The sequence below is a fragment of the Streptosporangium sp. NPDC002721 genome (assembly GCF_042888905.1).
In the GTDB taxonomy this organism is placed as follows: domain Bacteria; phylum Actinomycetota; class Actinomycetes; order Streptosporangiales; family Streptosporangiaceae; genus Streptosporangium.
The window spans coordinates 352959-371315 of the sequence record NZ_JBIAQI010000003.1; the positions used below are offsets into that span (position 1 = coordinate 352959).

An 18357-nucleotide genomic window follows, 5' to 3' on the forward strand; every position below is an offset into this window, starting at 1 on the left:
AGCCTTGAAGACCTGGAAGCCCTGAAGGTGCGTGCGCGAACGGGAGAGGACCGATGAGCGAGCCGCGAGGCCCCGCGCTACCGAGGCGGACGGTACGGCAGCGTTTCACCATCCTGTACGCCGTCCTGTTCCTCCTGTCCGGCCTGGGGCTGCTCACCCTCACCAACCTGCTGGCCGGCGCGGGCAGCACGGTGCCGGTACCCGGCCAGACCTCGCCCGTCCCGCGGCCCGGTCTCGCCCATGTGCAGGAACGCGTCCACCAGCTCGAAGCGCAGCTCTCGGAGGTCCACGCGGTCCAGTCGCGCCAGCTCCTGGTGGGCTCGGTGATCGCGCTGGTCGTGATGGCGGCGATCTCGTTCCCGCTGGGCAGGGCCGTGGCCGGTCGGGTGCTGCGCCCGCTGCGGACGATCACCGTGGCGACACGGCGGATCTCGGCCGAGAACCTGCACGAACGGCTGGCCGTGCCGGGTCCCGCCGACGAGGTCAAGGATCTCGCGGACACCGTCGACGGGCTGCTGGAACGCCTGGAGGCGTCCTTCGCCGCCCAGCGCCGGTTCGTCGCCAACGCCTCCCACGAGCTGCGGACACCGCTGACGACGATGCGGGCGTCGCTGGACGTGGCCGTGGCCAAGCCGGGGCCGGTACCGGCGCAGACGCTGGCGCTCGCCGACCGGCTGCGCACCGAACTCGACCGGGTCGACAGCCTTCTGGAAGGCTTCCTCGACCTCGCCCGCGCGCAACACGGCGAGCTCCACGACCGCGTCCCGGTCGCGTTCGGCACCCTGGTGTCCGAATCACTGGCCGCCCGCGCGACGGACATCGCGGAGAGGGAGCTGACCGTCGAGGCACACATCCAGGACACCGCGTGGACCCGGGGCAGCCCGCCCCTGCTGTCTCGCCTGGTGAACAACGTGATCGACAACGCGGTCGTCCACAACCGGCACGGCGGCTCGATCCGGCTCACGACCGGGACCACGACCGCAACCGGGACCTCGACCACGACCACGACTTCGACCAGGACCATGACCGGAGACGGGACCGGTAACGGCTCGGTGCGGCTGGTCGTGGAGACGGACGGGCCGGTGCTCGACCCGGCGCAGGTCGCCCGGCTCGCCGAGCCCTTCCGGCGGCTCGTCGCCGACCGGACCGGCTCGGAGACCGGCGCCGGTCTCGGCCTGTCGATCGTCGCGGCCGTCGTCAGCGCGCACGACGGCGTCCTGGCCCTGCACGCCCGGCCGGAAGGCGGCCTGCGCGTCACCGTCTCGCTGCCATCGGCCCCCGCGCCGGAAGGCGGTGCCGGGTGAGGGTCCTGGTGGTGGAGGACGCGCGCCCGCTCGCCGAGGTCCTGGCCGAGGGGCTGCGGGATCAGGGCATGGCCGTCGACGTCGCCCACGACGGCCTGGCCGCCGCGGCGAAGCTCGATCTCAACGCGTACGACGTGGTGGTGCTCGACCGTGACCTGCCCGGGATCCACGGCGACGTCCTGTGCCAGATGATCACCGAACGGGACGACCGCGGGATGGTCCTGATGCTGACCGCGGCCGGTGCTCCCGGGGACCGGGTCAGTGGTCTCGCCCTGGGAGCCGACGACTACCTCGCCAAGCCCTTCCACTTCCCCGAACTGGTCCTGCGCGTCCACGCCCTGGCCCGCCGCCGTCCGTTCGCCCGCGCGCGGACGCTGCGCGCGGCCGGGATCGAGCTCGACCCGGTACGCCGCACGGTCACCCGCGACAGCCGCCAGCTCGACCTCTCGGTCAAGGAGTTCGCGCTCCTCGAAGCCCTGCTGCGCGCCGGTCCCGGCTTCCTGAGCACCGAGGACCTCCTGGAGCAGGTCTGGGACGAGAACGCCGACCCGTTCACCAACACCGTCACCGTGACCATCGGGAGGCTGCGCCGCAAGCTGGGCAGCCCGTCGGTCATCACGACGACACCCGGGGTGGGGTACCGCATCGCCGCCCCCGCGGGCGAGGCGTAGCACGGAAGGCGCGGGGTCAGGCGCGGTGCACCTCGAACAGGAAACAGCCGAATTCCACCGCCCGCACATGCACCAGCGCCACGCCGGGGTCCGCGAACTGCTCGGCCAGGACGCTCTCCGCCGCGGTGGCGTCGCGGCTGACGTTCCGGTCCACCAGCCGCCCGCCGAGGATGGCGCCGCTCGCGTCGTAGGCGCGGAACACCCGCCGCTCACCGCACATGTCGACGGGGAAGCCCGTCCCGCCCGGCCCCTCGCACGGCTCGGCGTGCACGAACACCGGGCCCACCTCCTCGTACGGGCCGGGATCGCCCCCGGTCCGCGCCCCCCACCGGCGCAGCGGCGCGTACGCGAGCAGGGCGAGTCGCTCCCCCGGGAGGCTACGGCGCAGGCAGCACCGCAGCGGTGAGCCGCCCTCGGTGTCGGTGACCATCCGGGGCGGACGCCCGGCGTCGTCGCGGACGCGCAGCTCTGCGACGACCTCGGCCTCGATGGCGAACGTGCGGAAAGTGCTCATGGGTCCATGGTCGGCTGTACGCCTCCCGGCACGCTGGCGGGAATCGGCCCTGATTGTGAGCACGGACGGCGTCCTTCGCCGGGACGAACCCCTGCTCCCGGCCCGCTCGGGTGCCGCCCCCGAGCGGGTGGGTGTCATCGCCCGGTGGCCGGGGAGGAGACTTTCTGTCGGTGGGCGTGCCTACCGTGAGCGGGCACACGATTCCGGCGCGAGCAAGGGAAGACCATGACCACACTCGAGAACCGGCCGAACACCGCCCTCCTCGTCATCGACGTGCAGAACGGTGTCGTCGAGGGGGCCCACGAGCGCGACGTGGTCGTCGCGAACATCGGCGGCCTCGTCGAGAGGGCGCGGCGGGAGCGGGTGCCCGTCGTCTGGGTCCAGCACTCGGACGAGGACCTCGCGAGGGGGAGCGACGGCTGGCGGATCGTCCCCGAGCTGGTTCCGGACGGCGCCGAGCCGCTCGTCGAGAAGGGCTACGGCGACGCCTTCGAGGACACCACCCTTGAGAGCGTGCTGTCCGGCCTCGGCGTCGGGCGGCTTGTCGTCGTCGGCGCGCAGACCGACCAGTGTGTCCGCTCGACGCTCCACGGCGCGTTCGCCAGGGGATACGACGCGACCCTCGTCAGCGACGCCCACACGACGGAGGACCAGACGGAGTGGGGCGCCCCGTCGCCGGACCTGGTCATCACCCACACGAACCTGTACTGGACCTACCAGACGGCACCGGGCCGGACCGCCGGGACGGTCGAGACCAAGGACGTCGACTTCGGCCGCGAGTCCTGAAGCCCGGGTGACGTATTCGGGCGGCGGAGCCGGGTCACCACCGACCGCGCGGGTGGGAGCGGACGACCGCCTGCGATCCCGCTCCCACCCGCCCCGCCCAGTGCCGGAAGGGCCGGGGGAGAACGGTCAGCGGCGCTCGACGGCCACCACGTCGTACGGGGTCGTCGGGGTGGGAGTGGTGGTGAAGCGGGCGTTGGGGAGATAGAGGCGGTCGCGGAAGGAGGCGACGGTGGTGGGCACGTCGAAGCGGCCGTCGGTGAGCTTGCGGACGACCTTCCCCGAGGTGGCGCGGCGGTCCAGGGAGAGGGACGTCAGGGTGTTCAGGCGGTTCTGCACGACGTGGAGGACGCGGCCCTCCAGCAGCAGGCCGTCACCGTTGACCAGCGACTCGGCGCCGATGTCCACCAGGGTGGCGACACCGGTCGAGGGGTCGACCCGGAACAGCCTGCCGGTGTTCGACTGGACGACGAGCAGCGCCCTGCGGTCGGGGGTCTGGGCGATGCCGTTGGCGTTGATGCCGGTCGTGTAGGCGATGTCCCCGCTCAGCGGCACCTGCACCGCCTCGCCCGGCAGTGCTCCCCCACGCCCGAACGGCAGCTTGTACAGCACGGGATTGGTCGAGTCGGTGAAGTACGCCGCGTCGCGGGTGAGCACGACGTCGTTGACGAACGCGGCGCCGGTGGCGAGCCGGTAGCTCGCGAGCACCCTGCCGCTCCGGGTGTCGATCACGCGGGCGTCGCCGCCCGTGCCGCCCGCGACGAACAGCCTGCCGCGCGCGTCGACCTTGAGGCCGAGCGACGGGGTGCCCGGTCCGGGGTTGATGATCCGGCCCTTGCCCGTGCGCAGGTCGGCCTGGTAGATCGCGCCGGTCCCGCGTGAGCCGAAGTACGCGGCCGCTCCCGGGCCGATGGCGATCCCCTCCGGCTGGAAGCCGTCGGGAAGGGGGAACTCGGTGGGATAGGCCCGCTTCCCGAAGGAGGAAGAGGAGGCGGAGGGGGCGGAGGTCGTGGACGCGTCGGTCCCGGATCCGGTCCCGGCCGTCGCGGCCGAGGCCGAGACCGGGGCCGGGGCCGCCATGAGGACGGTGAGGAACCCTGCTAGGAGAAATGCCACCTTCATTGATGAACATCCCATCTGTCGCGAGTACGATGATTTACCCGAATGCCCGCTTGGGTAGTGGATCTACCGTATGACGGCCGGTTGTAGTGCTCCCGTAAAGCGCGCCTGACCAAGACGCCCCCCGGCCGGACGCCCCGCCGTTCTTGGGTAACGTCGGGTCATGCGGCTTCATGTGGGATGCGCGATGTGGTCTCTCACGTCATGGCAGGGACGCTTCCTGCCCCATCCGCTCCCTCCCGGGGAGCGCCTGCGGGCGTACGCGACCTGGTGCAACGCGGTGGAGGGCAACACGACCTTCTACGCGACACCGTCGAGGGGCACGGTGGAATCCTGGGCGCGGCAGACCGGCCCCGACTTCCGCCTGGTGGTCAAGCTGCCCAGGACGATCACGCACGAGGGCCGTCTCACCGGCGTCGACGAGGAGCTTCGCTCGTTCCTGGAGGCGATCGAACCGCTCGGACCGCGAGCTCAGACCCTCTGGATCCAGCTGCCGGGATCGTTCGGCCCGACCGACCTCGGCACCCTGGCCGGTTTCCTGCGCGGGCTGCCCCGCTCGCACCGGTACGCCGTCGAGGTCCGCCACCGCGCGTTCTTCGACGACCCGCGCTCCGTTCGGCTCCTCGAAGGGGTCCTCGCCGGGGCCGGTGCCGAGTGGGTGCCCTTCGACACCACCACCCTCTTCCGGAGCCCTCCGACCAGCGACGCCGAGCGGGAGGCGTGGTCGAAGAAGCCGCGCATGCCGCGCCGGTCGGTCGCGCTCACCGACCGCCCGATCGTCCGCTACCTGGGCAGGGACGACACGGCGAGCACGGTCGAGGGCTGGCGGGACTGGGCCGAGACGGTCGCCGGGTGGCTGCGCGAGGGCCGCTCGCCGACCGTGTTCGTCCACACCCCCGACAACGCCGAGGCGCCGGAGCTCGCCCGCCGCTTCCACGACGACGTACGGGCCCTGCTGCCCGGGATCGAGCCGCTCCCCGATCCCGTCCCCGCCGAGCCGCTGACCCTCTTCTGACCGCTACCCGTGGTGGCGGGCCCGGCCGTCCGGGGCGGCGGTGCCCGGTCCGGGCTGCCGCAGCACGACGAGCGCGACGGTGAAGGCGGCCAGGAGCAGCGCGGCGGCGATGCCGAAGGCCAGCCGGTAGCCGCCGGTCAGCGCGGCCGCCCCGCTCTCTCCCGCGGTCAGCAGCTCCCCGGTACGCCAGGCGGCCAGTGTGGACAGCACCGCGACGCCGGTCGCCATGCCGATCTGCTGGGTGGTGTTGAACAGCCCGGACGCCAGGCCCGCGTCGTCGGCCCCGGCGCCGGACATGCCGAGCGCGGTCAGCGCCGGGAGCACCAGCCCGGCGCCCGCGACGAGCAGCATCACCGGGAGCAGGTCGGTGACGTAGTCCGCGTCCACCGGTACGCGGGTGAGCCAGCCCATCGCCCCGAACAGGAGCACCAGGCCCGCCAGCAGGACGGCACGCTCGCCGAAGCGGGTGTTGAGCCGGGCGGAGAGGAACAGGGACACGCCGCCGATGGCCACCGCCGCGGGGAGCATCGCCAGGCCGGTGTCGAGCGCGCCGTACCCGAGGACCTTCTGCATGTGGAGCGCGACGATGATCTGGAAGGCGAACATGGCCGACAGCGTGAGGATCTGGACCAGGTTGGCGCCCGAGACGTTGCGCGACCGGAGGATCCGCAGGGGCATCAGCGGGGTCCTCGCGGTCGCCTGGCGGGCGACGAACGCGGCCAGCAGGGCGAGCGACACCGCGCCCAGGCCGAGGGTGTGCGCCGCGAGCCAGCCGTACTCCTCGATCTTGACCACCGTGTAGATGCCCAGCATCAGGCCGCCGGTGACCAGCACGGCGCCGATGACGTCGGCCCCGGAGGCGAGCCCGATCCCGCGCTCGCCCGGCAGCGCCCGGATCGCCAGCGCGATCGTGGCCAGGCCGATCGGCAGGTTGATGAAGAAGATCCAGTGCCAGCTGAGCGCGTCGGTGAGGACCCCGCCCAGGACCTGGCCGATGGAGGCCCCGGCGGCGCCGGTGAAGCTGAGGACGCCGAACGCCCTCGCGCGCTCGCCGGGCTCGGTGAACAGCGTCACCAGGATGCCCAGCACGACCGCGGAGGCCATGGCGCTGCCGACCCCCTGCAGGAACCGGGCGGCGATCAGCATGCCGGGCCCGGTGGACAGCCCGGCCAGCAGCGACGCGGCGGTGAAGACCGCGTTCCCGGCCAGGAACATGCTCTTGCGGCCGACGAGGTCGCCCAGCCGGCCGGCCAGGAGGAGCAGCCCGCCGAAGGCGATCAGGTAGGCGTTGACGGTCCAGCTGAGCCCGGCGGGCGAGAAGCCCAGGTCATCCTGGATGGCCGGCATCGCCACGGTCACGATGCTGCCGTCCAGGATCGTCATCAACATCGCGGTGGACAGCACGGCGAGCGCCGTCCGGCGCGACGGGGACGCACCGGCGCGGGGTGGCCGGGGGGAGGGTGCGGTGTGCGACATGGCCGTCTCCTGTTCGGAAGGGAACAGGGACGACCGTAGCAGATAGTTTTGTTGTAGACGATCCTCTATGGATTCACTTTGTGCGCTGCCGCGCCCGCCTGACCCCCTGCGGCGCCTCGACGGGAGCGGCCAGATGCCCCGTCACCAGGCGGTTCATCGCCCGTACGAGCACCTCGGCCTCGTCGTCGGGTAGCGCGCCCAGCGTCGCCCGGTGCACGCCGTCGACGATCTCCTGGCTCCGCCGCGCGGCCTCCGCGCCCTTCTCGGTGACCGCGATGATCCGGGCGCGCCGATCCGTGCCGGACGGGCGGCGCTCGGCGAGCCCGGCCTTCTCCAGGGCGTCGACCGTGACCACCATCGTCGTCTTGTCCATGTCGCCGAGCTCGGCGAGCTGGATCTGCGTGCGCTCCTCCTCCAGGGCGTGGACCAGCACGCAGTGCATGCGCGCCGTCAGCCCGATCTCGGCGAGCGCCGCCGCCATCCGGGTCCTCAGGACGTGGCCGGCGTGGTCCAGCAGGAACGACAGATCCGGTTCGGTGCGGGCGGGCGCCATGGCGGTCATGCCCCCCACCATAGCCAACCGGTACCGTTCCGGATTATCCGCAAGCGGAAGCACCTGGGCGGGGCCCCAAGCCGCTGACCGGCCCACCGACCCGCCGACCCGCCGACCGGCCGACCCACCGACCCACCGACCGGCCGCGCGTGCCCGTACGCGGATCTCGTCAGGTGGCGTTCTCGTGGTCGGCGAGAACCTCGCGGATCACGTGCCGCGCGTTCGCCGCGAACGCCGGGTTCGTGTCCCTGTAGTACGGGAGCGCGATGAGCGCGATGGACAGGGCCCGGCCGCGCCCGCGGGCCCAGGTCGCGTCGTCGACCCGCAGGGCCGCGCGGAAGTCGTCGCGCGCCCCGGCCGGGAGGAGGTTCCATGCGACGATCAGGTCGCAGGCGGGGTCTCCCACGCCCGCGGTGCCGAAGTCGATGACGGCGCCGAGCCGTCCACCGACGAGCAGCAGGTTCCCCGGCATCAGGTCGGAGTGGACCCAGACGGGCGGGCCCGTCCACCCGGGCGCCCCCAAGGCGGCCTCCCACGCCGCGGTCGCCGCGCCGGTGTCGATCGTCCCGCGCAGGTCGTCGAGCGCGGTGCGCGTCGGGGCGTCCAGCGCCGCCAGCGGCCCGCCCCGGTAGGCGGGCGGCCCGTCCGGGAGGCCGATCCCGCGGAACGCGGCGACGAACGCCGCCAGGTCTTCGGCGAGCGGGCCCGGCTCGGTCAGGCGACCGGCGACCGGGGTCTCACCGTCGAGCCAGCGGTGGACCGACCAGGGCAACGGGTATCCGCCGGCCGGCCTGCCCGCGCCGAGCGGGACGGGGACGGGCACCGGGAGCAGCGGGGCGAGCCTCGGCAGCCACCGCAGGTCCTTCTCCACCTGCGCCGCGGAACCGGCCCTGCGGGGCAGGCGCACGGCCATGTCGTCGCCGAGCCGGTAGATGGCGTTGTCGGTGCCGGAGGAGTCGAACGGTTCGACGGGAAGGTCCGCCCACCGCGGGAACTGCGTGGCGACCAGCCGGCGCACGAGGGGGACGTCGTGCTCCACCTCGTCGGCATGCATCCTGGCGGCACGCATGGGACACCTTCCCGGGCTCGGGCGGGGGCCACCGCGTGACACGGCGGAACCTCGTCGTTCTCCTCCCGCCGTACGCCGGGGGACCCGGTCGCCCCGCCCGCCGCACGCCGGCCGACGTCCATCGGACCGGATGCGGGACGCGCCCGTCAACTCATATACCGGCCCGTACGCCGGTGTCATTCGTGGACGGGAGGGGCGGCCGGCGGGGGTGGCTTCGCGGTCCGGTACCGGGCGGGCGGCTGGCCGGTGACGCGTTTGAAGGCGTTGCTGAAGGCGCTCTCCGAGGCGTACCCCCACTCGGCGGCCACCGACGAGACCGTACGGTCACCGGCGCGCAGCACCTCGGCCGCGGACCGGATGCGCCAGTGCAGCAGGTAGTCCAGCGGCGGCAGCCCGACGAGGGTCCTGAAGCGCAGGGCGAAGCTGGAGCGGGACATGTCCACCTCGGCGGCGAGACCGGCGACCGTCCAGCGGCGGGTGGCCTGCTGGTGCATCAGGGTGAGCGCGGCGCCGATCTGCGGGTCGCCCAGCGCCCCGAGCCAGCCCGGGATGCGCTCCTCGCCGGCCAGGTGGGCGCGCAGGGCCTGGACGAACATGATCTGGGTCAGATGCTCGATCATCACCGTCGCCCCGAGCGGCTCGGCCGAGGTCTCGTGGGTCAGCATCCCCAGCACCGGGCGCAGGGTCCGGGCCTGGGGGCTGTCGGCGGGGATGCGCACGGCCGGGGGCAGGCAGTCGAGCAGCAGCGTCGCGGTCATGTCGTCGAGGGTGATGCTGCCGCCGATGATGACGGTCGGCTCCGCGTCCGGGATGGTGGTCCCGTACCGCACGTTCCTGATGTTGGGGGCGTCGAGGTAGACGGCGTGGCCGTCCTCCGCCTCGACGTCCAGGTCGCTGGCGACCTCGTACGGCCGCCCGCCCGTGAGCAGGTAGCAGTCGCCCGCCGACAGCCGCAGCGCGGGCATGCCGTCGACGGTGAGCCAGCAGGCGCCGGACGTGATCGCGCCGATCTTGATGTGCCGGTAGCTCCGGAAGCGCAGCGCCCAGCGGCCGGCGGCCTCGAAGCGCGACGAGAGGGCGCCGCTGACGTTCAGCAGGGTCAGGACATCGGACAGGGGGTCCATGGTGACTCCGGACGATCGCGCATATATGTCGGACTCTTTCTTATGGATTGTCCATGTATGTCGGTTATAGCGTTCCAGCGCCCCCCTCAATCCGGAAGGAGCAGGACGATGAAATACGCACAGCTCGGCACCACCGGGGTCTTCGTCTCCAGCATCTCGCTCGGAGCGATGAGCTTCGGCGGCCGCGGTTCCCAGGTCTGGGAGGCGGTCGGCGCGCTGGACGTGAAGGACACCGACCGCCTGGTGGGCACCGCGCTCGACCACGGGGTGAACCTGATCGACACCGCCGACGTCTACGGCGGGGGCGAGTCGGAGGAGTTCCTCGGCCAGGTGCTCGGGGCACGCCGCCGCGACGTGGTGCTGGCCACCAAGATGACCGCGCGGACGGCCGGTGGCCCCAACGACGTCGGCCAGTCGCGGCTGCACATCATGCGGTCGCTGGAGGACAGCCTGCGCAGGCTCCGTACCGACCACATCGACCTCTACCAGATCCACAACATCGACCCGATCACGCCCTTCGAGGAGTCCCTGGCCGCCCTCGACGACGCCGTGCACCAGGGGAAGGTCCGCTACGTCGGCGCCTCGAACCTGACCGCCTGGCAGGCGATGAAGGCCCTGGGAGTCTCCGAGCGGCGAGGGTGGGCGCGGTTCGTCTCCCTGCAGGCCCAGTACTCGCTCGCGGCACGCGACATCGAACGCGAGATCCTCCCCCTGCTCCAGGACCAGGGGCTCGGCCTGCTGGTCTGGAGCCCGCTCGCCGCCGGCCTGCTGTCCGGGAAGTTCGACCGCACCGGCACGAGCGACGGCGCGGCCCGCCGCAACCAGTTCCAGTTCCCGCCGGTGAACCTGGAGCGCGCCTACGACGTGATCGACGTGCTGCGCGAGGTGGCGGCCCGCCACGAGGTCGAGGTGGCCCGCGTCGCGCTGGCCTGGGTGCTCTCGCGACCCGGCGTGAGCAGCGTCATCATCGGCGCCAAGCGCCCCGAGCAGCTCACCGGGAACCTCGCCGCCGTCGAGCTGGAGCTCACCGAGCGGGACCTCGCCGAGCTGGACGCCGCCAGCGCGCTCCCGGTCGAGTACCCCGGCTGGATCCAGGCCGACCACTCCGACCGCTTCCCCAAGCAGGGGGCGTGGGAATTCACCCCGCAGGGTTGACCCTGACACGGTGGCAGGGCGTAGAACAGGATCATGAACAGCGACGCCCTCGCCGACCGTCTCGCCCTCGCCGTGGAGCGGGGCCGGCTGCCCGGCCTCCACGCCGTGGTCGCCCTCCGCCACGGCCGGGTGATCCTTGAGCACTACGGCGAGGGCGAGGACTTCCGGCTGAACGAGCCGCTCGGCCGGGTGCGCTTCACGCCCGGCACGCTCCACGACGTCCGCTCGATCACCAAGAGCGTCGTCGGCCTCCTGTACGGCATCGCCCTCGCCGACGGCCGGGTGCCGGAGCCGCGCGAGCCGCTGCTACGGCACTTTCCCGAGTATCCGGACCTCGCCGAGGACCCCCGGCGCGCCGCGCTCACGGTCGAGCACGCGCTCACCATGACGCTCGGCCTGGAGTGGGACGAGAGCGCCCCCTACACGAGCGCGGCCAACAGCGAGATCGCGATGGAGCTCGCCCCCGATCGCGTCCGCTACGTCCTGGAGCGGCCGATCGTGGACGAGCCGGGCAGCCGGCGGTCCTACTGCGGGGGTGCCACCGCGCTGGTGGCGCGGCTCATCGAGAAGGGCACCGGGCGGGCGGTGCAGAACTACGCGCGTGCCAGGCTGTTCGAGCCGCTGGGGATCACGCGCTTCGAGTGGTCGACCGGCGAGGACGGGGTGGCCCTGGCCGCCTCCGGGCTGCGGCTCACCCCTCGCGACCTCCTCGCGATCGGGCGGCTCGTGCTCGACGGGGGCGGCGGCGTCGTCCCGTCGTCCTGGCTGGAGAGGGCGCTGCGCCCGCGCGTGCGGATCGACGAGAGATCCCACTACGGCTACCACTGGTACGTGGGTGACACGTGGACGGGCGGGTTCGGCAACGGCGGCCAGCGGATCCACGTGACGCCCGCACTGGACCTGGTGGTCGCCATCACGGCGGGACAGTACAACGAGCCCGACCAGTCGACCGCCTCGGTCGTGCTCGACGAGGTGATCCTGGCGGGGATCGGGCACTGAACCGCGCTCTTGCCGGGAACGCGGGAGGAAACTCCCGCCCGCGTTCCGCCGAGCCCTCGCCGAGCCGTCGCCGAGCCCTCGCCGCCCGGCGTCTCGCCGTTCTCGCCGCTCCTGTCGTCGCCGTCGCCCTGAGGGACGCCGTCGGGGACGCCGAGCACCCCGGCACGTGCGGTGGCCGTACGGCTAGAGGTTCTTCGCCCGTGGCCGCTGCGTGATCGTGTTCCTGACGATCCACAGGACGCTCTGGTGAATCGCCACCCCGGCGGCGACGTTGAGCACTCCCAGCGCGGCCGCCGTCACCAGTGAACCGTCGAATCCGATCACGTCGCCGGCCAGGAGCACGGCGGGCCAGAACACGGCGGCGGCGAGGAGGGAGGCCCGCCACCAGCGCCCGAAGACCAGACCGAACAGGATCATGGTTGGTATCACGGTTCACGCCCTTCGGAATGATCTGCCGACATCTTCATCATCACCTCGCGGCACCGGTTCTAAGCCCGCCGGATCGGTTCGATCGCCGTACCGGCCGGGATTTCTCGCCGGACCGCGTGGCGAGACCGCGCGGTGGGGTCTCGCCATGGGAACTCACGGTGGGACCTTGCGGCTCGCGCTGGGACCTCGCGGCGGGAGGGCCGCTTCTCGGCTCAACGGCCGCTCCTGTCGGCACGCACCGTCCGGTCGCCGGTGGGACGCCCGGGGCGTGGGGAGTGGCGGTGTGCGCGGTGCGGAGCCTCCGGGGGGCGTGCCTTGGGCAGCCGGGCCTGCTGTCCCCCGCGCGCCTTCGGACGGCGCCCGGGAACCTCCGGGCGGCGGACGTACACGGGGACGCCCGGCCGGAGGAACCGGTAGACGTCGAGGGCGTTGTGCAGCGGGACCCGGACGCAGCCGTGGGACGCGGGGTAGCGGGGGACGAGGGTGGAGCCGTGGATGGCGATGCCGCCGTTGAAGTAGACGGAGTAGAACATCGCCCCAAGGACTCCCGTGGACCAGTCGGGAACCCGCACCCCCGCCCGGTAGTCGCCGACCGGGGTCTCGGCGAACCCGCAGTGGCCCTTCTCGCAGTACGGCCTGCGGGCGCCGGTCGAGATATGGGTCACCAGCACGGGTTTCCCGTCCCTCCACGCCGTGAGGAGCTGGCGCCGCAGATCGATCTCGGCCCTTTCCGGCTCCCCGTCCGCCACCAGAGGTTTGACACGACGAGGGTGCAGGAGGGCCTGCCAGGTCGGCGAGTCGATCCTGTCGACGGGCTTCAACCCGTTGGCCTTCTGGAAGGCCCAAACGGTCATTCGCAGGGCGGAGTCATAGGTGGGGGTGAGATTTCCCGGGGGGAAACCCAATTCTTTAAGCCTTTTCTTCGCGTTATGCACCTCTATTCCCCTGCTGCCTGTTTTGAGAAGCGCGAATTGATCCGGCAGGGGAACGTGCCGGGAATCGGGGGCGGGGTCGGCCAGGACGGGCGCGACGTTGAAGGGAAGGGCGGTGACCAGGGCGAAGGCGGTGCTGCTGATCAGGGAGCGTCGAATGGTGCTTCGCATATGTGACGTCTATCCACCGACGGGGGCGATCAACCCTGTAATGCTACTTGCCGGTGAGTAAGACTTATACATCCGCGTGCGGTTCAAGGGTTATCTCGGGGGAATTTTCCCGAGAAAATCTGCATATATTTGCGGGCGGTGTTATATGGCGATATTCGGCAAATATTTCTGAAACCGATGAACGCGCTCACCGGGGTTCGCCAAAGCCTGGCGGGGCTCACCAGGGCTCACCAGGGCTCACCGGGACCTGTCGGTACTCACCGGGCACGCGAGTAGCGGACCGTCCGGTCGTGGGCGCGGAAGCCGAGTGCCTCGTACAGCCGTACGGGCACCGGATATCCCGCGTCCCCCCGGGGACGGACGACCGCGCCGGTCGCCCCCGCCTCCCGGAGCCGGTGCAGCGCGTACAGGCTGGCCGCACGGGCCAGCCCCATCCGCCGGAAGTCCCGGTGCGTGCCGACCGGCTCAAGTTCCCCGACGCCGTTGGCGTCGTCCAGCCAGATCAGGCAGTACGACACCGCGCGGCCGTCTGGCGCCTCGACGACGCAGTCCAGCTCGCGCCGGTAGGGCCACGCGCCCATGACGTTGCGGTAGCTCTCCTCGGTGACCGACGAGGGCGCGAACGCCGACCGGTGCACGGCCACCCGCTCGGGCACGTCCTCCTCACCGCGCACGTGGCGAACGACGAAACCGGGAGGCACCTCGGGCTCCGGCAGGTCGCGCAGGTCGCGCGACATGTGTGACAGGAAGGGCGCGTCCGCGGGCTCCCGCCGGTAGCCGTGCCGGGACAGGGCCGCGGCGAGACGCCTCTCGCCCTCCAGGATCGTCACCCCGAACTCGCCGCCGCCGGCCACGCCGCCGAACCAGTCGAGCACCTCGTCCGCCAGCTCGGGACGCTCCGGATGCACGTACATCTCCAGCTCGCCCGGGGGCATCGCCCACCCCCACGCGAGGGTGTCGCCGTCGCGCTCCCACAGCGCCGTCGGCCACTCCGCCTCCCGCCCCACGTGCTGGAACCTGCTCCAGGCGAGGCCCCCGACGTGCGGCCGGGTGGAGGGACCCCAGGTCGCCTGCACGAGTCCCTGCATCCTCCGCAGGTCGGCGGGGCCCTCGTAGGGGCGCACGGTGATGTCACCCATCGGTCTTCACATCCCTCCCATGGCGCCTCCACGACCGGACCCGGCGCTCTGTACGGCCTGTACGGCAGGACCAAGGACTCGCCGGACCGGCCAGCCGTCGAAGCACCCGAACCCCGGCACCCCGAACCACCGGCGCACGCGTCCGGATCGCGGGATCGCCGGATCGCGTATTCTTTCGCCGCTCCCCGCCGGACGCATCCGGATATTCCCGCTCCCTGAGCTCCCTGAGCTCCCTGAGCTCCCCGCGCTCCGCGAGGCGGGCGCGACCTCACCCTCTACCCCCGCGAAGCGCATTGATTCACGTGAAACCTTCACCGATCATCTGGCGGGTCTCGCGTGCATCGTGGGAGCGGCGCCGGTCGCTCAGCTCAGCCGGATGACTCCCTTGGAGACCCTGATCTTCTTGCGGGCCAGCGGCCGCTTGGCGGGGCCCTTGGCCACCGAGCCGTCGGTGATCCGGAACCTGCTGCCGTGGCAGGCGCAGTTGATGGTCCCGCCGCGGATGGTGGAGACCGGGCAGCCCTGGTGCGTGCACTTCGCGCTGAAGGCGCGGAAGGTGCCCTTCTTGGGCTGGGTCACCACCCACGTTCCCTTGATGATCCGGCCGCCGCCGACGGGAATGCTACTGGTCTTGGCGAGGATCGGGCCGGCGGCCTCCTCGGTGTTCTCGGCGGCCTCGGCGGGGCGTGCCCAGGCGGTGGCCGACGCGATCGCGGCGACGGCACCGCCCGCGAGACCTCGGAAGATCATGAAGCGGCGGGTGGGGGCGGACATGACGGGCCTCCTGGAGATTGAAGGGGTCCGTGAAAGATCACGTGTGTGGTTCATATCACAGGAAAACGGGCCTGTAGCCATGCTCCGCGATCTTTCCCTGCGACGCGCAGGCTGCCGCCGTGCCGTGTCGCGATGTCCCTGGCGATGGCCAGCCCGAGACCCGCGCCGCCCGCGTCCCTGTCCCTGGCCTCGTCCAGCCGGGTGAACCGGTCGAAGACCGCCTCGTGGTGCTCGGCGGGAATGCCCGGCCCGTCGTCGCGCACGTCGAGCACCGCCTCACCGTCCTCCGCGGCCAGCCGGACGGTGACCGCGGAACTCGCGTGGCGTACGGCGTTGTCCACCAGGTTGGCCACCAGGCGGCGCAGCTGCCCGGCGGAACCGAGGACCACGGTGTCGGCCGCCACCTCCAGCGTGACCCTGATCTCCGGCCTCGGCCGCGACCTGGCCGCCTCCTCGGCGGTGACCTGGCCGAGGTCCACCTCCTCGTGACAGGTGGGCTCACCGGCGTCCAGGCGGGCGAGCAGGAGGAGGTCGGAGGTGAGGGCCTGGATCCGCTCCACGTCGGTGAGCGCCTCGGCCGCCAGCGGCCCCGGCCGGGCCAGCTCCAGGCGGGTCCGCAGGATGGCGAGCGGGCTGCGGAGCTCGTGGGCCGCGTCGGCGACGAAGCGCTTGTGCCGGCTCACCGCCAGTTCGAGGCGGTCGAGCGTGCGGTTCATGGTCTCGGCGAGGCGGGCGATCTCGTCACGCGACCTCGGTACGGGGACCCGCCGGTGCAGGTCGCTGGCGGTGATGTCGGCCATCTCGGCGCGGATGGCCGAGACCGGCGCCAGCGCCCGGCCGACGGCGAGCCAGGTGAGGGCGGCGACCAGCAGGAGCAACGCGGGAATGCCGGGAAGCAGCAGGCCGCGCAGGGCCGTCAGGGCGTCCATCGTCGGTTCGAGCGACGCCCTGGCCTGTACCAACAGCGTGCCGTTGGCGGTGTTCACCGGCATCGTGGCCAGGGCGAAGGATTCGCCGGGAGCCCACCGCGCCACCTCGGCCGGCTGGAGCGCGGCTCCGCTCGCGGTGCCCCGCAGGGCCACCGCCGAGGGTTCCGCGACCCCGCCGGGCGACCGGAAGGCGGCCGGGGCCGGGGCGGAGCGCGTCGGAGCGGGCGGCACGGCATGCGTGAAGATCTTGATGTCGGGGTCGAGGAGGGCCGGCTCCGGGTGCCGGGAGGTCTCGCCCCGCGCCCCGGTGACGGTCACCACGTCGACCGACGGAGCGTCGATCGTGCACGCGGGGGACTTCGGCGCGGCGGCCGAGACGGCGGTCGAGGTGACGGCGATCGAGGCGGCTTCGGCCGAGGTGGCTTCGGCCGCCGGGACACCGATCGTCACCACGCCGCCGGGCAGCACACCGGCGGCGGCGTCGGCGAGCACGTCGGCGGTGGCGCCGGCGCGCCGGGCGGCCTCGTCGGAGGCGCTCCGCGTCAGGCTCCCCGTCAGCACGCCGACGAGCACCGAGGCCGCCACGCCCAGCGCGACCGCGACGATGGCGGTCGCCGCGAGGGTCGCCCGGAGCCGTACCGACAGGCGCGGCGCCATCTCAGGCCTCCAGCCGGTAGCCGGCGCCGCGTACGGTCACCAGAGACGAGCGTCCGAACGGGGAGTCGATCTTGCGGCGGAGCGCGCTGACGTAGACCTCGACGATGTTCGGGTCGCCGTCGTAGGAGAAGTCCCACGCCTGGGCCAGCAACTCGCTCTTGGAGACCACCTCGCCCTGCCTGCGCGCCAGGCCGTGCAGGACCGCGAACTCCTTGGGCGTGAGGGAGATCTCCACCTCGCCCCGGCGGCAGCGAAGCCCCGCCGGATCGACGGTCAGGTCGCCGACCGCGATGGACACCGGCCTCGCCCTGCCGCCCCTGCGTACCAGCGCGCGCAACCGGGCCAGCAGCACCACGTAGGAGAACGGCTTGGACAGGAAGTCGTCCGCGCCCGTGTCCAGGGCCTCGGCCTCGTCGTGCACCCCGTCCTTGGCGGTGAGCATCAGGATCGGCGTCCAGTTCTCCGCGTCACGGAGCCTGGCGCAGACGGTGTAGCCGTTCATCCGGGGCAGCATGACGTCGAGCACGATCACGTCATACGGGTTCTCGGTCGCCATCCACAGCCCGTCGCGCCCGTCGTACGCGACGTCGACGGCGAATCCCTCGCCCGCCAGCCCCTCCTTCAGGAGGTGGGCCAGGCGCTTCTCGTCATCAACCAGTAGCACGCGCATGCCGCCAGCCTGCCGTACCCCGCCTAAAGCCAACCTGAAGACGATTTCTGGCGCCTTCAGGCTGGGTTCAGGCAACGGGCGGGAGCCTGTGACCTCCAGAACCGCATGCCGGTCCGCTCACCAGCCACCTGCGATTCGTCCACCGATTCGCCCGCTGATCCGTCTGACCTCGCCTGACAAGGAGAACATCCATGCGCATCCGCATGCTCGCCGCCGCCGTGGTGACCGCGGGGGCTCTGATGGCCACGCTGACCGGAGCCGCCAGCGCCGACACACCCACCCCGGCTCCCGCCCCCCTGCCCAAGGAGGGCGTCGTGCTCATCCAGTGCGAGGGAGGCGGCCACGTGACCCTGACGACGCGCCGGCTCACCGACGCCGAGCGCGAGAAGCTGGAGAAGGAGGGGGCCGCTCTCGCGGTGCCCGCCATTCCCGCCGTGCCCGCTGTGCCTCCGGGAAAGGCCGGTGAAGCCGGTGAGTCGAAGAGGCCCGAGGTCGGCGAGCTCAGGGTCGACGAGTTCAGGAGAGCCGAGGCCGGAGGCGCCACGATCGCCGACGACATCCTGACGGCGCGGCCGGACTCGGCGCCGCCCGCCCCGCCCGAGGGCGTGACCCCGCCCAGGGCCGTCAGGATCATAGCCGCGTCCCCCCGTCCCGAGGGCGCTCCGAAGCCCGGGGAGGCGGCCACGCTCTCCACGGCCGTGTCCGCCCCCGACGGGACCGCGGTCACCGAGGTCAAGGTGACGGGCAAGCAGTCGGAGGGCGACGTGCCCGCCGTCACCTGCGTCAGCAAGGCCACGGAGGAGTGAGACCGCGGGGACGCCCCGGCGAGCCGAGGGGCGTCCCCGGAAAGACCTGCGAACCGGCCCGGGCATCC

The 18357-nt window shown here is 72.2% G+C and carries 19 protein-coding genes; 7 read left to right on the plus strand and 12 right to left on the minus strand.

Going from position 1 to position 18357, the window contains the following annotated elements; translation table 11 throughout:
- The first annotated feature begins 53 nt into the window (after positions 1-53).
- Together ACFYWM_RS05785 and ACFYWM_RS05790 are read left to right on the plus strand one after the other, a co-directional pair.
- A complete protein-coding gene (locus ACFYWM_RS05785) occupies positions 54-1304 on the plus strand; it encodes an ATP-binding protein (protein WP_389909095.1) in 1251 nt (416 codons plus the stop codon).
- Positions 1301-1975 carry a response regulator transcription factor gene (locus ACFYWM_RS05790; RefSeq protein WP_389909097.1) on the plus strand — a complete coding sequence of 225 codons (675 nt, stop codon included), beginning with the start codon at positions 1301-1303 and terminating at the stop codon, positions 1973-1975. Before ACFYWM_RS05785 ends, ACFYWM_RS05790 begins: the two co-directional genes overlap by 4 nt.
- Positions 1976-1991: 16 nt before the next feature.
- Here ACFYWM_RS05790 and ACFYWM_RS05795 read toward each other — a convergent pair whose 3' ends face one another.
- Positions 1992-2489, minus strand: a complete 498-nt coding sequence (locus tag ACFYWM_RS05795; protein WP_389909100.1) for a DUF1203 domain-containing protein — start codon at positions 2487-2489, stop codon at positions 1992-1994.
- A gap of 225 nt (positions 2490-2714) precedes the next feature.
- Between ACFYWM_RS05795 and ACFYWM_RS05800 the strand changes: the two genes are divergently transcribed.
- A complete protein-coding gene (locus tag ACFYWM_RS05800; protein WP_389909103.1) occupies positions 2715-3275 on the plus strand; it encodes a cysteine hydrolase family protein in 561 nt (186 codons plus the stop codon).
- A 126-nt stretch (positions 3276-3401) separates the two neighbouring features.
- On the opposite strand, the gene ACFYWM_RS05805 is transcribed toward ACFYWM_RS05800, so the two are convergent.
- The gene (locus ACFYWM_RS05805; RefSeq protein ID WP_389909107.1) at positions 3402-4394 is read right to left on the minus strand and encodes a superoxide dismutase; all 993 of its coding nucleotides are present in this window, start codon (positions 4392-4394) and stop codon (positions 3402-3404) included.
- A gap of 160 nt (positions 4395-4554) precedes the next feature.
- Here ACFYWM_RS05805 and ACFYWM_RS05810 point away from each other — a divergent pair, with 160 nt between their 5' ends.
- On the plus strand, positions 4555-5406 hold the full coding sequence (locus ACFYWM_RS05810) for a DUF72 domain-containing protein (RefSeq protein WP_389909110.1): 852 nt from the start codon (positions 4555-4557) through the stop codon (positions 5404-5406).
- A gap of 3 nt (positions 5407-5409) precedes the next feature.
- On the opposite strand, the gene ACFYWM_RS05815 is transcribed toward ACFYWM_RS05810, so the two are convergent.
- The 4 genes from ACFYWM_RS05815 to ACFYWM_RS05830 all read right to left on the minus strand — a co-directional run bounded on the left by ACFYWM_RS05815 (position 5410) and on the right by ACFYWM_RS05830 (position 9628).
- Positions 5410-6882 carry an MFS transporter gene (locus tag ACFYWM_RS05815; protein WP_389909113.1) on the minus strand — a complete coding sequence of 491 codons (1473 nt, stop codon included), beginning with the start codon at positions 6880-6882 and terminating at the stop codon, positions 5410-5412.
- A 73-nt stretch (positions 6883-6955) separates the two neighbouring features.
- Positions 6956-7444, minus strand: coding sequence for a MarR family winged helix-turn-helix transcriptional regulator (locus tag ACFYWM_RS05820; protein WP_389909115.1), 489 nt, complete (start codon positions 7442-7444; stop codon positions 6956-6958).
- Between the two features lie 160 nt (positions 7445-7604).
- On the minus strand, positions 7605-8504 hold the full coding sequence (locus tag ACFYWM_RS05825) for an aminoglycoside phosphotransferase family protein (RefSeq protein WP_389909118.1): 900 nt from the start codon (positions 8502-8504) through the stop codon (positions 7605-7607).
- Between the two features lie 176 nt (positions 8505-8680).
- The gene (locus ACFYWM_RS05830) at positions 8681-9628 is read right to left on the minus strand and encodes an AraC family transcriptional regulator (protein WP_389909121.1); all 948 of its coding nucleotides are present in this window, start codon (positions 9626-9628) and stop codon (positions 8681-8683) included.
- A gap of 108 nt (positions 9629-9736) precedes the next feature.
- Between ACFYWM_RS05830 and ACFYWM_RS05835 the strand changes: the two genes are divergently transcribed.
- Both ACFYWM_RS05835 and ACFYWM_RS05840 read left to right on the plus strand, forming a co-directional pair.
- The gene (locus tag ACFYWM_RS05835; RefSeq protein ID WP_389909124.1) at positions 9737-10783 is read left to right on the plus strand and encodes an aldo/keto reductase; all 1047 of its coding nucleotides are present in this window, start codon (positions 9737-9739) and stop codon (positions 10781-10783) included.
- A gap of 33 nt (positions 10784-10816) precedes the next feature.
- Entirely contained in the window at positions 10817-11782 is a 966-nt protein-coding gene (locus ACFYWM_RS05840) for a serine hydrolase domain-containing protein (RefSeq protein WP_389909126.1), read from the plus strand.
- Between the two features lie 183 nt (positions 11783-11965).
- Here the strand turns inward: ACFYWM_RS05840 and ACFYWM_RS05845 are convergent, their stop codons facing one another.
- From ACFYWM_RS05845 to ACFYWM_RS05870, 6 genes are all read right to left on the minus strand, one after another.
- On the minus strand, positions 11966-12199 hold the full coding sequence (locus ACFYWM_RS05845) for a hypothetical protein (RefSeq protein ID WP_389909130.1): 234 nt from the start codon (positions 12197-12199) through the stop codon (positions 11966-11968).
- A 224-nt stretch (positions 12200-12423) separates the two neighbouring features.
- Positions 12424-13314 (minus strand): L,D-transpeptidase family protein, encoded by an 891-nt coding sequence (locus ACFYWM_RS05850; RefSeq protein ID WP_389909133.1) that lies wholly within the window; start codon positions 13312-13314, stop codon positions 12424-12426.
- A 257-nt stretch (positions 13315-13571) separates the two neighbouring features.
- On the minus strand, positions 13572-14453 hold the full coding sequence (locus ACFYWM_RS05855) for a GNAT family N-acetyltransferase (RefSeq protein ID WP_389909136.1): 882 nt from the start codon (positions 14451-14453) through the stop codon (positions 13572-13574).
- A 363-nt stretch (positions 14454-14816) separates the two neighbouring features.
- The gene (locus ACFYWM_RS05860) at positions 14817-15227 is read right to left on the minus strand and encodes a Rieske (2Fe-2S) protein (protein ID WP_389909139.1); all 411 of its coding nucleotides are present in this window, start codon (positions 15225-15227) and stop codon (positions 14817-14819) included.
- Between the two features lie 50 nt (positions 15228-15277).
- A complete protein-coding gene (locus tag ACFYWM_RS05865) occupies positions 15278-16813 on the minus strand; it encodes an ATP-binding protein (protein WP_389909142.1) in 1536 nt (511 codons plus the stop codon).
- Between the two features lies 1 nt (position 16814).
- Entirely contained in the window at positions 16815-17483 is a 669-nt protein-coding gene (locus ACFYWM_RS05870) for a response regulator transcription factor (RefSeq protein ID WP_389909145.1), read from the minus strand.
- 191 nt (positions 17484-17674) lie between these two features.
- Here ACFYWM_RS05870 and ACFYWM_RS05875 point away from each other — a divergent pair, with 191 nt between their 5' ends.
- Positions 17675-18289, plus strand: a complete 615-nt coding sequence (locus tag ACFYWM_RS05875; RefSeq protein ID WP_389909147.1) for a hypothetical protein — start codon at positions 17675-17677, stop codon at positions 18287-18289.
- The last annotated feature ends 68 nt before the right edge of the window (positions 18290-18357 follow it).